The 12,057-nt window shown below is 74.7% G+C and carries 14 protein-coding genes; 10 read left to right on the top strand and 4 right to left on the bottom strand.

Annotated elements, in window-relative coordinates:
* The first annotated feature begins 1 nt into the window (after position 1).
* On the top strand, positions 2-1,846 hold the full coding sequence (ilvD, locus tag ACIQVD_RS21035) for a dihydroxy-acid dehydratase (protein ID WP_400687482.1): 1,845 nt from the start codon (positions 2-4) through the stop codon (positions 1,844-1,846).
* Positions 1,847-1,893: 47 nt separating this feature from the next.
* A complete protein-coding gene (locus ACIQVD_RS21040; RefSeq protein WP_402291092.1) occupies positions 1,894-2,415 on the top strand; it encodes a hypothetical protein in 522 nt (173 codons plus the stop codon).
* A gap of 7 nt (positions 2,416-2,422) precedes the next feature.
* On the opposite strand, the gene ACIQVD_RS21045 is transcribed toward ACIQVD_RS21040, so the two are convergent.
* Both ACIQVD_RS21045 and ACIQVD_RS21050 read right to left on the bottom strand, forming a co-directional pair.
* A complete protein-coding gene (locus ACIQVD_RS21045; protein WP_402291094.1) occupies positions 2,423-3,628 on the bottom strand; it encodes a hypothetical protein in 1,206 nt (401 codons plus the stop codon).
* A gap of 61 nt (positions 3,629-3,689) precedes the next feature.
* On the bottom strand, positions 3,690-4,118 hold the full coding sequence (locus ACIQVD_RS21050; protein WP_400687476.1) for a hypothetical protein: 429 nt from the start codon (positions 4,116-4,118) through the stop codon (positions 3,690-3,692).
* A gap of 136 nt (positions 4,119-4,254) precedes the next feature.
* Between ACIQVD_RS21050 and ACIQVD_RS21055 the strand changes: the two genes are divergently transcribed.
* The 5 genes from ACIQVD_RS21055 to ACIQVD_RS21075 all read left to right on the top strand — a co-directional run bounded on the left by ACIQVD_RS21055 (position 4,255) and on the right by ACIQVD_RS21075 (position 8,167).
* A complete protein-coding gene (locus ACIQVD_RS21055; protein ID WP_402291096.1) occupies positions 4,255-4,872 on the top strand; it encodes a DUF6461 domain-containing protein in 618 nt (205 codons plus the stop codon).
* Between the two features lie 135 nt (positions 4,873-5,007).
* Positions 5,008-5,835, top strand: a complete 828-nt coding sequence (gene proC / locus ACIQVD_RS21060; RefSeq protein ID WP_402291098.1) for a pyrroline-5-carboxylate reductase — start codon at positions 5,008-5,010, stop codon at positions 5,833-5,835.
* 11 nt (positions 5,836-5,846) lie between these two features.
* A complete protein-coding gene (locus tag ACIQVD_RS21065) occupies positions 5,847-6,500 on the top strand; it encodes an HAD family hydrolase (protein WP_400687470.1) in 654 nt (217 codons plus the stop codon).
* A 165-nt stretch (positions 6,501-6,665) separates the two neighbouring features.
* A complete protein-coding gene (locus ACIQVD_RS21070; protein WP_400687605.1) occupies positions 6,666-7,877 on the top strand; it encodes an MFS transporter in 1,212 nt (403 codons plus the stop codon).
* A 68-nt stretch (positions 7,878-7,945) separates the two neighbouring features.
* Positions 7,946-8,167 (top strand): DUF6879 family protein, encoded by a 222-nt coding sequence (locus tag ACIQVD_RS21075; RefSeq protein ID WP_402291100.1) that lies wholly within the window; start codon positions 7,946-7,948, stop codon positions 8,165-8,167.
* A gap of 148 nt (positions 8,168-8,315) precedes the next feature.
* On the opposite strand, the gene ACIQVD_RS21080 is transcribed toward ACIQVD_RS21075, so the two are convergent.
* Both ACIQVD_RS21080 and ACIQVD_RS21085 read right to left on the bottom strand, forming a co-directional pair.
* Positions 8,316-8,531, bottom strand: coding sequence for a DUF397 domain-containing protein (locus ACIQVD_RS21080; protein WP_402291102.1), 216 nt, complete (start codon positions 8,529-8,531; stop codon positions 8,316-8,318).
* Complete coding sequence (locus ACIQVD_RS21085; RefSeq protein ID WP_402291104.1) at positions 8,521-9,348, bottom strand: Scr1 family TA system antitoxin-like transcriptional regulator; 828 nt, start codon at positions 9,346-9,348, stop codon at positions 8,521-8,523. The genes ACIQVD_RS21080 and ACIQVD_RS21085 overlap by 11 nt, the downstream gene beginning before the upstream one ends.
* A gap of 270 nt (positions 9,349-9,618) precedes the next feature.
* On the opposite strand from ACIQVD_RS21085, the gene ACIQVD_RS21090 reads away from it, so the two are divergent.
* The 3 genes from ACIQVD_RS21090 to ACIQVD_RS21100 all read left to right on the top strand — a co-directional run bounded on the left by ACIQVD_RS21090 (position 9,619) and on the right by ACIQVD_RS21100 (position 11,969).
* On the top strand, positions 9,619-10,806 hold the full coding sequence (locus ACIQVD_RS21090) for an acetoin utilization protein AcuC (protein WP_402291106.1): 1,188 nt from the start codon (positions 9,619-9,621) through the stop codon (positions 10,804-10,806).
* Complete coding sequence (locus ACIQVD_RS21095; protein WP_402291108.1) at positions 10,803-11,642, top strand: phosphatase; 840 nt, start codon at positions 10,803-10,805, stop codon at positions 11,640-11,642. Before ACIQVD_RS21090 ends, ACIQVD_RS21095 begins: the two co-directional genes overlap by 4 nt.
* A 117-nt stretch (positions 11,643-11,759) precedes the next feature.
* A complete protein-coding gene (locus tag ACIQVD_RS21100) occupies positions 11,760-11,969 on the top strand; it encodes a helix-turn-helix domain-containing protein (RefSeq protein WP_014136488.1) in 210 nt (69 codons plus the stop codon).
* The last annotated feature ends 88 nt before the right edge of the window (positions 11,970-12,057 follow it).

A 12,057-nucleotide genomic window follows, 5' to 3' on the forward strand; every position in this document is an offset into this window, starting at 1 on the left:
GATGCCCCAGCTGAGGTCCAACACGGTCACCCAGGGTCGCAACATGGCGGGCGCGCGCGCCCTTCTGCGCGCCGCGGGCGTAGCCCGCGAGGACTTCGGCAAGCCGATCATCGCGGTCGCCAACTCCTTCACCGAGTTCGTCCCGGGCCACACCCACCTCCAGCCGGTCGGCCGGATCGTCTCCGAGGCGATCAAGCAGGCGGGCGGCATCCCGCGCGAGTTCAACACCATCGCGGTGGACGACGGCATCGCGATGGGCCACGACGGCATGCTGTACTCGCTGCCCTCGCGCGACCTGATCGCCGACTCGGTGGAGTACATGGTCAACGCGCACTGCGCCGACGCGCTGATCTGCATCTCCAACTGCGACAAGATCACCCCCGGCATGCTGATGGCCGCGCTGCGCCTGAACATCCCCACCGTCTTCGTCTCCGGCGGCCCGATGGAGGCCGGCAAGGCCACCCTGGTCGACGGCACGGTGCGCAAGCTGGACCTGGTGGACGCGATCTCCCAGGCGGTGAACGAGAACGTCTCCGACGCGGACATCTCGATCATCGAGGAGAACGCCTGTCCGACCTGCGGCTCCTGCTCGGGCATGTTCACCGCCAACTCGATGAACTGCCTCACCGAGGCGATCGGCCTCTCGCTGCCCGGCAACGGCTCGCTGCTGGCCACCCACACCGGCCGCCGCGCCCTGTACGAGCAGGCCGGCCGCACGGTCGTGGAGATCACCAACCGCTACTACGGCGGCGACGACGAGTCCGTCCTGCCGCGCAACATCGCCACCCGCGCCGCGTTCGAGAACGCCATGGCGCTGGACATCGCGATGGGCGGCTCCACCAACACCATCCTGCACCTGCTGGCCGCCGCCCAGGAGGCCGAGGTCGACTTCGACATGCGGGTCATCGACAGCATCTCCCGCAAGGTGCCCTGCCTGTCCAAGGTCGCCCCCAACGGCTCCTACTACATGGAGGACGTGCACCGCGCGGGCGGCATCCCCGCCATCCTGGGCGAGCTGTACCGCGGCGGCCTGCTGCACGAGGACGTCCACACCGTGCACTCCGACTCGCTCGCCGAGTGGATGAAGACCTGGGACGTGCGCGGCGGCTCGGCCTCCGCCGAGGCGGTCGACCTCTGGTACGCCGCCCCCGGCTGCGTCCGCTCCGCCGAGGCGTTCAGCCAGTCCGAGCGCTGGGACACCCTGGACACCGACGACGCGGGCGGCTGCATCCGCAGCGTCGAGCACGCCTACTCGGTCGAGGGCGGCCTCGCCGTCCTGTACGGCAACATCGCCGAGGACGGCTGCGTGGTGAAGACCGCCGGCGTGGACGAGTCGATCTGGCGCTTCCGGGGCAAGGCCGTGGTCTGCGAGTCCCAGGACGAGGCGGTCGAGAAGATCCTGACCAAGCAGGTCACCGAGGGCGACGTGGTGGTCATCCGCTACGAGGGCCCCAAGGGCGGCCCCGGCATGCAGGAGATGCTCTACCCCACCTCCTTCCTCAAGGGCCGCGGCCTGGGCAAGGCCTGCGCGCTGATCACCGACGGCCGGTTCTCCGGCGGCACCTCCGGCCTGTCCATCGGCCACGTCTCCCCGGAGGCGGCCTCCGGCGGCGCCATCGCGCTGGTCGAGGACGGTGACTCGATCACCATCGACATCCCGGCCCGCACCATCAACCTCGACGTCTCCTTCGAGGAGCTGCACGAGCGCCGCCTCAAGCTGGAGTCCGAGGGCGGCTACCGCCCCAGGAACCGCGACCGGAAGGTCTCCGCCGCGCTCAGGGCGTACGCCGCGATGGCCACCTCCGCCGACAAGGGCGCCGTCCGGGACGTCTCCAAGCTCGGCTGAGGCGCGTTGCCCCGGGGGCGGACCCCGCTCGTGGTGATAATCGGACCGTGAGTACGACGCGTACGACGGCCACGACCACCACCGCGGACGGGGCACCCGCCCCCCAGCCGATCCGCTGGTTCGGCACCACCTGGGTCCGGCGCGGCCCCGACTACTGGCTGCGCCGCGTCGCGGTCTCGCTCGGCGCCCTCGCCGCCACCGCCGCCGGGGCGCTCGCGCTGCGGCTGGGCGTCTCCGGCGTCCGGCTCTCCGAAGCCGCCCCGCTCTCGCTGCCGCTGACGCTCGCCATCGGCCTCTGCTCGGCGCTGGCCGGCCTGCGGAACTGGAGGATCCTCACCGAGGGCCGGGACTCGCTCACCGGCTGGATGGCGGAGGAGAAGTCGCTGGCCGGGGTCTGGCTGATCGGCTCCGTCGGCGCGCTGGCCGCCTACTTCGCCCGCAGCCTGGTCGAGGCCCCCGGCGAGGGCCTCAGGCGGGCCGTCCACGACCGGGAGACCGCCACCTGGCACCGCCGCGGCGCCGCCCGGGCCGGGCGCGACGCGCGCAAGGCGGCCCGGCGGCGCTCCTGAGCGGCCGTCAGGTGCGGCTGACCGTCCCGCACTCCCGGTCCTCCCGCAGTGGCGCGGTCCGGTTGTACGGGTCGACGGTCGGGCCACTCTGCGACGGGTCGGCCGACGGCGCCCGCAGGAAGGCGAAATCGGGCTCCAGGTAGCCGGCCCCCCACGCGCACCGGTTGTTGCCGAACTCGCTGTTCCCCTTGTCCAGCACCAGCTTCCCGGGCGTCACCCGGTAGTGCTCCGGGTCGTAGAACCGGAAGTCCTGCACCCGGCGGACGATCTCCCGGTCCACCGACCGGCTGTGGTCCGCCCCCGCCCAGGAGGCCGGCCGCGCGTCGGCGCCGCCCCCGCCGGCCTTCCCGGCGTCCGGGCCGGGGCGCAGCGCGTACACGTAGGTGACGTCGGTGTGCACCAGCATGCCCTTGTCGCCGTCGCCCTCGAAGCTGATCCGGCCCTGCACCTTCACCTGGTCGGTGACCGGCACCGCCCGGGCCGGGTCGAACCGGCTCAGCCAGCCGGTCGGGTCGTGCTCGGCGTCCGGGTGCGCCAGCGCCTGGGACAGCCGGTCGGCGTCCTCGCCGTTCAGCAGCTCCAGGGCGCGCTGCGGGCTGCCGCCCGCCAGCACCTGCGGGTCCAGGTTGGTGGCCACCAGGTACGCCTTCACCGCGTCCAGGTGCGCGGCCACCTGCTTCGCGCCGAACACGCCCGTCGCGGGCGTGCTGTCGGGCATCCCGATGCCGTCCGCGCCGTTCGGCCACGCCTCGGCGGGCGAACCCGCCCAGGGGCGCTCCGGGGTCGGCACGTCCGGGTCCACGGTGGGCGGGGCGCTGCTGGGCGGGGCGGTCTCCGCGCCCACGGTGGGCAGCGCGGAGGACTCCGGGGCGTCCGAGCGGCCCGTGCCGGTCAGCCGCAGGCCGACCAGCACGACCGCCACCGCCAGCGCGAACAGCAGCACGCCGCGCACCGGGCGGGCGCGCTTCGGCCCGGCCGCGCGGCCGGCCCGCCGGGCCTTCCCGGCGGGCCGCACCTCGGTGGTGGGCCGCCACGGCTCGTTCGCCGGCGGCGGTTCCCGCCTCCACCGCTCGGTCAGCATCCGGGCCCGCCCGGAGGCTTCCTTGTTCGTCGCGGCGCGGACGAACTCCTCGTCCAGCACCAGCCCCTCGAAGGGGTCGTCGGAGCTGCCGGGACCACCGTCGCCCGGCCTCGGCTCATCTATCGTCGGCACGGCCGGAAGTATGCCGACCACCGCCGACACGCACGACGACGGGGTCGGACGTGACGCGGCGTCAACTCCGGCGGGCCGACTTCACCGCGCCCACCACGCCCGCCACCGCCAGCAGCACGCCGGCCGGCAGCAGCGAGGTGAACAGCGCCCCGAACAGGCCGTGGCTGCCCAGCAGCCACAGCGCCAGGGTGTTGAGCACCAGCAGCGCCCCGGTGGCGGGCAGCGCCGACTGCCACGGGTGGGCGTCCGCCCAGCGGCGCAGCCGCCGGTCGCCGCCGCCGCGCAGCCGCCCGCCCACGGTGCCGACCAGGAAGAAGAAGAACAACCCGAGGCTCACCGGCCCGGCCAGGATGCCCCATGACCAGTCCAGGGTGACCACGTCCACCGCGAGCGCGGCCCCGCCGACCACCGTGCCCACCGCCGCCGCCGTCCGCCACGGGCCGAGCGTCGCGGCGGCGACGGCGACCTGGCGGTTCTCACGTCCTGACAACTCTCCGTGTCCCATGCCTCCACGGTGCTCCCCGCCGGGCCCGGAAGCCATAGCCGGTACCCCTGAGATTCCCCCTACGGGCCCGGGCCCGCCGCGGCCGTGACGGGGTGTCGGAGCGGCCCGCCACAATGGGGCCATGACGTCGACCGCGCACGACTACGCCTGGATCACCGACTCCGACTGGTTCCCCGACTGCCTGGACGCCGGCTACTCGCTCACCCTGGTCCGCGGCCGTCCCCCGCGGGAGGCGCTCGACCTGCTGGGCGCCGTCCCGCAGGGCTTCGCCGACGGCGTGGACGACCTGTTCGACTGCGCGGAGGAGCTGCGCGCCTGGGTCCGGGGCGGCCGGGACGCCTCGTTCACCGTCGGCGCCCTCCCCGTCCCCGGCGACGGCGGCGACTGGACGCTGCTGCTGGCCCTGGACCGGAGCGCCGGCCTGGACGCCGCCCAGCTGGCCGCGCTGTCCCGCGGCGGCGACGCCGTGCAGCACGACAGCGCCGCGGACGGCTCCGTCGACCGCTTCCGGCACTACCGGGACGGCGAACGGCGGGTCTCCTTCGCGCACCCGGACGCGGCGGACGGCCCCGACGCGGCGGCGACCCGGGCGCTGCTGGCCGAGGTCGACCGCCGGGGCGGCGGCGACCTGCGGCCGGCGGTCTTCGCGCTCGCCGAGCGGCTCACCGGCGTCCGGATCACCGAGGAGCTGGTCCGGGACGGCGCGTTCGCCCTCGGCGTCGTCCCGGACGCGGACTGACCGGGGCGGGCCCGGCCGGCGGACTGACCGGGGCGGCCCGGCCCGCGCCCGCAGGGTGGACACCTCCGCCGGGCCGGGCCGCTCCGGGGGCAAGATGGCGGCCAGGAACCGGAACCGCAGCGTACGGAGAGGCCCATGAGCGACACCACGACCGGCGGCCAGAAGATCGCCTTCCTCGGCACGGGCAAGATCGGCGAGGCCCTGCTCTCCGGACTGCTGCGGGCCGGCACCTCGCCCGCCGACGTGCTGGTCACCGCCCGCCGCCCCGAGCGCGCCACCGAACTCGCCGACCGCTACGGCGTCACCACCGTCGGCAACGCGGAGGCCGCCAAGCTCGCCGACACCCTGATCCTCGCGGTCAAGCCGCAGGACATGGGCACCCTGCTGGAGGAGCTGGCCGAGCACGTCGCCGCCGACAAGCTGGTCGTCTCGGCCGCCGCGGGCATCCCCACCGCCTGGTTCGAGGAGCGCCTCGCCCCCGGCACCCCCGTGGTCCGGGTGATGCCCAACACCCCGGTGCTGGTGGACGAGGGCATGAGCGTGATCTCCGGCGGCTCGCACGCCACCGAGGCGCACCTGGTCCGCACCGAGGCGATCTTCCGCTCGGTCGGCAAGGCGCTGCGCGTCCCGGAGAACCAGCAGGACGCGGCCACCGCGCTGTCCGGCTCCGGCCCCGCCTACTTCTACTTCCTGGTCGAGGCGATGATCGACGCCGGCATCCTGCTCGGCCTGCCCCGGCAGGTCGCGCACGAGCTGATCGTGCAGTCCGCGATCGGCGCCTCGGTGATGCTCCGCGACTCCGGCGAGCACCCGGTCAAGCTCCGCGAGGCCGTCACCTCCCCGGCCGGCACCACCATCGCCGCCATCCGCGAACTGGAGAACCACGGCGTCCGGGCCGCCCTGCTCGGCGCCCTGGAGGCCGCCCGGGACCGCTCCCGGGAGCTGGCCGGCGGCGGCAAGTAGGCTCGGGCCCCGTGAGCTACGACCTGCTGATCCTGGACAACGACGGCGTGCTGGTGGACAGCGAGCCGATCTCCAACCGGGTGCTCGCCGAGTACCTGACCGAACTCGGCCACCCCACCACCGTGGAGGACTCCTACCGGGACTTCATGGGCACCGCCGCGCACACCGTGCACGACGTGGTCGCCGAACGGTACGGGGCCCGGCTCCCGGAGGGCTTCGACGACCTGTTCCACGCCCGGGTGTTCGCCGCCTTCGAGCAGGAGCTGCGGCCGGTGGCCGGGGCCGGGAAGCTGCTCACCCACCTCCGGGAGCGCGGCGTCCGCTACTGCGTCGCCTCCTCCGCCCACCACTCCTGGATCCGCACCGCGCACCGCCTCACCGGCCTGTCCGGGTACTTCACGGACGAGCTGCTGTTCTCCGCCCAGGACGTCGGCGTCGGCAAGCCCGCCCCCGACCTGTTCCTGCACGCCGCCCGCACCATGGGCGCCGACCCGGCCCGCTGCCTGGTCCTGGAGGACAGCCGCAACGGCGTGCTGGCCGCCCGCGCGGCCGGCATGGACGTGTACGGGTACGCCGCGCTCACCGACCCGGCCAAGCTCACCTCGGCGGGCGCCACCGGGCTGCTCACCGGGCTGGACGAGGCGATCGGCCTGCTGGGGAGCTGACCGGCCGCCGCCGCGCCCCTCCCGCCCCTCCCGCCGCGCCGCGCCCCGCCGGCCGGCGCCGCCGAACTGGTCCCGCCGCACCCCTCCCGCCGGCGCCGCCGACCGCCTACGCTCTGCCCAACAGTTGCGTACCGGCCGGTAGCGTCGGTGGTGAGCGAGGTCCCGATGCAGGTCACGGCCACGGCCGCCCCCACTCCCCGGCTCCGGCGGGCCCGGGCCGCGCTGGCCGTCTCCTTCTTCCTCCAGGGCACCACCTTCGCCCTGCTGGTCACCTGCATCACCGACTTGCAGAAACGTTACGGCCTCAGCGACGGCCTGCTGCCGGTCTTCCTGGCCGCCGTCCCGATCCTGGCCGGGGTCGGCTCGATCACCTCCGAGACACTCGTCAAGCGCACCACCGCCCGCGGCGTCCTGCGGGTCGTCCAACCCGCGCTCTGCCTCACCCTCGCGCTCACCGGCCTCGGCTCCCGGCTCTGGCAACTCGCCGTCGCGCTCGGCCTGTTCGGCCTGCTGGTCGGCGCCCTCGACGCCTCCATGAACATGCTCGGCGTCGGCCTCCAGCACCGCTACGGCCGCAGCATCATGATCGGCTTCCACGCCGCGTTCAGCCTCGGCGGCATCCTCGGCGCCGCCCTCGCCGCCCTCGGCGCGCACCGGGACACCGGCCTGCCCCTGCTGTTCGGCGGCGCCGCCGCCGTCCTGGTCCCCGCCGCGCTGATCGCCGGCCACTGGTTCGCCGGCCCCGCCGAACTCGGCGACGCCGTCCGCGAGGCCGCCGCCCTCGCCGCCCGCCGCATCCCCTGGAAGCCGCTGCTCCCGCTGTGCGCCGTGATGGCCTTCGCCTACATCGCCGACGCCTCCGTCTCCAACTACAGCGTCAAGTACCTCACCGACGGCCTGCACAGCCCCGACGACCTCGCCAAGTTCTCCTACCTCGGCTACATGGTCGCCATGCTGCTCGGCCGCGCCGTCGGCGACCGCGCCGTCCAGCGCTTCACCGTCCTCCCCGTGGTCCGCACCGGCACCGCCGTGGCCGGCGCGGGCTTCCTGATCGCCGTCCTCGCCCCCGGCACCTGGACCGGCGTCCTCGGCTTCACCGTCCTCGGCTTCGGCATCTGCGCGATCATCCCCCAGGTCTTCGCCGCCGGCGGCCGCCTCTTCCCGCACGCCAGCGACGCCGCCGTCGCCCGCCTCAACCTCTTCAACTACGTCGGCTTCCTGATCGGCTCCCCCCTGGTCGGCGCCCTCGCCGAACTCTCCGACTACCGCTGGGCCTTCTGCGCCCCCATGCTCCTCGTCCTCGCCATCCTCCCGCTCGCCCCCCACTTCGCCCCCGCCCCGGCCGAACAGCCCGCCCCGGCCCGGACGCCCGCCTGAGACCCGGCCCTCCCCGGCTGAACGCGCCGGACTTCGACCGACTCCTCGGCGGTGCCCGGCACACCGCGGTGCACCTGGAGCTGCGCGACACCTGCGACCTGGCGCTGCCCGGCGAGGACTTCCGGCTGGTCGACAGCGGCCGGGTGCGCTTCCACCACTTCACCGGCGACGGCGACCGGGCCGACCCGCGCTTCTCCCGCACCGAGGACCCGGCCGTGGTGAAGCTGTGCACCACCGCGTTCGACGCGGTGTGGGAGCGCGCCGTCCCGCACGGGCAGTACACCGTCTGACCCGCCGCGCCGAGCCCCACCGTGTCCGCCTCCCCGTCGTCCAGCGCCCGGGCCCGACGGGAGCAGGGCGAATCGGACCAGCCCGAGTCGGCCGCACGGCGGGAAGCCCCTCCTCGGGGAGGGGTGTCCTCGGCGGCGGGCGGCGCGGTCAGGCCGGGCCGAACCCGCCGGTCGCGGTGGCGGTGACGAAGGCTGCCCAGGCGGTGGGGGCGAACTCCAGGTGCGGGCCGTGCGGGTCCTTGGAGTCGCGGACGTGGCCGAAGTTGGCGTCGTCCACCTCGACGCACCCGCCGCCGTCGGAGTTGCTGTGGCTGCTCTTGCGCCAGCGGCGCTCGGCGGGCGGCTCGGGGTCGTCATGGGCCATCGTGGGTCAGTCCTTCCAACTCGGCACTGATCCGCCGCTCGGACCCGGCCTCGGACAGCGCCTGGGTCTTCAGCAGATCGTAGAGCGCCCTGCGTTCCGCGACATCGCGTTCCCCTTCGAAGACCGTCCCGGCCCGCGTGGTCTCCTCGTAGGCGATCTGCCGGCCGTCCTCCAGCCCGAGGAGCCACAGCGACGCGGTCTCGGAGTGGGCGCCGGCGGAGAAGGGGAGCACCTGCACCACGACGTTCGGGAGCCGGGCCGCCGCGAGGACGGCGCGCAACTGCTCGGCCATCTCGGCCCGGCTGCCGATCCGGCGGCGGAGCGCGGTCTCGTCGAGGATGAACCGGTACCGGCACTCCGAGCTGTTGTGCAGGCGGATCTGCCGTCCGAGCCGCGCGCGCACGCGCTGCTCGACCTCCTCCTCCGGGCCGTAGGGCAGGCCGGAGCGCAGGATGTGCCGGGCGCACGCCTCGGTCTGGAGCAGGCCGTGGATGCCGGGGCTGTAGGACTCGTCCATCTCGGCCCGGTCGGCGAGGGCCAGGATCTCCCGGTACTTCGCGGGATGGTCCTCCTGCCGGGCCGCCGGCAGCAGCCGCACGAAGTGGCCGTCCGTCGCGAACACCCGGTCCAACTCCTCGGACAGGCCCTCGGGCACGCGGTGGTCCTCGGTCTCCACCCGGAACAGGGCGGTGGTGGAGGAGTGCGTCTCGGCGGCCAGGCGGGCCAGCGACCAGCCGTGTTCCTCCCGGAGCCGCAGGACCTCGGACCCGTAGAACTGGCGGGCGCCCGGGGCCGGGCGCCGCTTCTGGAAGGCCATGACCGTTCTCCCCACCTCTCCGTGGTGCACGCGTGCCGTGCGGCAGGACGCGGAGTTCCGCCGCGTTCCGGCTCCCGGTCGGCGCGTGCCCCTCCCGCCCAGGCTAGTACCGTTCCGCGACGCCCGGGGCGCAGAGCGTGACAATCGCGGAGCGGGGAGAGGCCGGTGACCGCCGTGCCCGCCTCCCCGCCCTCCCGCGGGGGCGGCACCGCCCGCGAAACCGTCCGGAGCGGACCGGGTGCCGGGGGCGGTCCCGATACGGTGGGGGTCATGGCGGAAACCACCTGCGGCCTGCACCTGTTCTGGGACGAGGCAGAGACCGGATACGACTTCGGGCCCGGGCACCCGATGGACCCGACGCGCCTGGCGCTGACGATGCGGCTGGTCGAGTCGCTGGGGCTGGCGGAGCGGCCGTCCGTGACGGTGCGTTCGGCACCGGCCGCGGGGGACTCGACGCTGCGCCTGGTGCACACCGCCGAGTACGTGGCGGCGGTGAAGCGGGCCGCCGCCGACCCGTCCGCCGTCGACGCCGCGCACGGGCTGGGGACGGACGACAACTGGGCGTTCCCGGGGCTGCACACCGCGTCCGCGCTGATCGCCGGCCAGTCGGTGGCCGCCGCCGAGGCGGTCTGGCGCGGGGAGACCCCGCACGCCGTCAACTTCGCGGGCGGGCTGCACCACGCGATGCCCGGGCGGGCGTCCGGGTTCTGCGTCTACAACGACCCGGCGCTGGCCATCGCCCGGCTGCTCGAACTCGGCGCCGAGCGGATCGCCTACGTCGACGTGGACGTCCACCACGGCGACGGCGTGCAGCAGGCGTTCTGGAACGACCCCCGGGTACTGACCGTCTCGCTGCACGAGAGCCCGGCCACGCTGTTCCCGCAGACCGGCTGGGCCACCGAGACCGGCGGCCCGGACGCCGAGGGCACCGCCGCCAACCTCCCGCTGCCCGCCGGGACGGGCGACGCCGGCTGGCTGCGCGCCTTCCACGCGCTGGTGCCGGAACTGCTGGCCGCGTTCCGCCCGCAGGTGATCGTCAGCCAGCACGGCGCCGACACCCACGTCGAGGACCCGCTGGCCCACCTCGCCGTCACCGTCGACGCCCAGCGGCTGATCGCCGAGGCCGTCCACCGCCTCGCCCACGAGCACGCCGACGGCCGCTGGATCGCCACCGGCGGCGGCGGGTACGCGGTGGTCGACGTGGTGCCCCGCGCCTGGACGCACCTGGTGGCCACCGCCGCCGGCCACCCCGTCGACCCGGCCGCCGAGACGCCCGAGGCGTGGCGCGCCGAGGTGTACCGGCTCACCCGCCGCCCCGCCCCGCTGCGGATGACCGACGGCGCCACCCCGCGCTGGTCCGACTTCCAGGACGGCGGCTACGACCCGGCCGACCGGCTCGACCAGGCGATCCTGGCCGCCCGCCGGGCCGTCCTGCCGCAGCACGGGCTGATCCCGTGACCGCCCGCGCGGAGCTGCGCGCCTACCTGGTCAAGCACCGCCTGGCCGGCCCCGAGGTCCCCACCCCCCGGCAGAACAACCTGCGCCACTACCGGCTGTTCGCCCAGGGCGACCCCAAGGCGCTGATGGGGCTGGAGCCGGAGCCCCGCCGCGACGAGGCCGCCGTGCTGCGGCTGATGGCCGAACGCGTCGGGGTGAGCCCCGACCCGCGCCACACCCGGGGCCCGGACTCCATCGACCCCGACCGCACCCTCGACGCCCTGGACCGCCTCGCCGCCCTGCTGCGCCGCACCGCCGACCGGCGCGGCAGCGTGCTGGCCGGCACCGGCCACCCCACCAAACTGGCCGGCTTCCACCGCGCGCTGGCCGAGGCGCTCGAAGCGGCCGGCTGCACCGTGCACACCCCCGCGCGCGGGGCGCGCTTCCGCGAGCCCACCCCCGAGGGCGAGCGCCCCCGCCGCCTCGACGTGCTCGACGGCGTCCTGGTGGTGCGCGCCCTGGACGGCCCCGACGGACCCGGCCGCCCGGGCCCCGGCGACCTCGCGCACACCCACTCCCCGCTGCCCGTCCGGCTCGCCCTGACCGCCCTCGCCGACGCCGGACACCCCCCGCCCGACCTGGTGCTGGGCGACCACGGCTGGCTCTGCGGCGCGGGCCGCCTCGGCATCCCGGCCGGCGGCATCGCGGACTGCAACGACGTCGCCCCGTTCGCCGCCGAGGCGGACGGCCTGGTGGAGGTGGTCGTCCCGCTGGAGGACGGCTCCGCGCCGAGCTGCTACGTTCCGCTGAGCGACTACGTACTGCAACGGGCGGATCTCGCACCGTACAACAGGTGACGGCCCCCCTCTTCCCACCCGTACCATGCATAACTACTCTGGGGATACACGTGTGCCGGTGGAGTCACCGGAGGGGAAGCCGGTGCCTTGCACACGGGTAAGGGTCGGTGATGGGTCATGAGTTCCGGCGAGCGTCCCCTGCAGGATGTCGTCTTCCTGACCGTGGCCGAGGTCGCCTCGGTGATGCGGGTGTCGAAGATGACGGTCTACCGTCTGGTGCACAGCGGCGAGCTTCCGGCCATCCGGGTCGGCCGCTCCTTCCGGGTGCCCGAGCAGAAGGTGCACGAGTACCTCCAGGAGTCCTACGTGCGGCTCGAAAGCGCGTAGCTCACCACCACCACGGGCACCGATTACGGCAAACGCGAGGTGGACGGTAGGCTAGGGCCTCCGTCAGTCGTATGGACTCCCGTTCTCT

Origin of the sequence: Kitasatospora sp. NPDC090308 (assembly GCF_044769485.1) — a bacterium.
Taxonomy (GTDB): Bacteria; Actinomycetota; Actinomycetes; order Streptomycetales; family Streptomycetaceae; genus Kitasatospora; species Kitasatospora fiedleri.

What these genes read in the sequence shown, in the direction of transcription:
- ilvD (WP_400687482.1), top strand. Translation starts at nt 2, where the DNA reads ATGCCCCAGCTGAGGTCCAACACGGTCACCCAGGGTCGCAACATGGCG.
- ACIQVD_RS21055 (WP_402291096.1), top strand. Translation starts at nt 4,255, where the DNA reads ATGACGTCGACCGCGCACGACTACGCCTGGATCACCGACTCCGACTGG.
- proC (WP_402291098.1), top strand. Translation starts at nt 5,008, where the DNA reads ATGAGCGACACCACGACCGGCGGCCAGAAGATCGCCTTCCTCGGCACG.
- ACIQVD_RS21070 (WP_400687605.1), top strand. Translation starts at nt 6,666, where the DNA reads ATGCAGGTCACGGCCACGGCCGCCCCCACTCCCCGGCTCCGGCGGGCC.
- ACIQVD_RS21080 (WP_402291102.1), bottom strand. Translation starts at nt 8,531, where the DNA reads ATGGCCCATGACGACCCCGAGCCGCCCGCCGAGCGCCGCTGGCGCAAG.
- ACIQVD_RS21085 (WP_402291104.1), bottom strand. Translation starts at nt 9,348, where the DNA reads ATGGCCTTCCAGAAGCGGCGCCCGGCCCCGGGCGCCCGCCAGTTCTAC.
- ACIQVD_RS21090 (WP_402291106.1), top strand. Translation starts at nt 9,619, where the DNA reads ATGGCGGAAACCACCTGCGGCCTGCACCTGTTCTGGGACGAGGCAGAG.
- ACIQVD_RS21100 (WP_014136488.1), top strand. Translation starts at nt 11,760, where the DNA reads ATGAGTTCCGGCGAGCGTCCCCTGCAGGATGTCGTCTTCCTGACCGTG.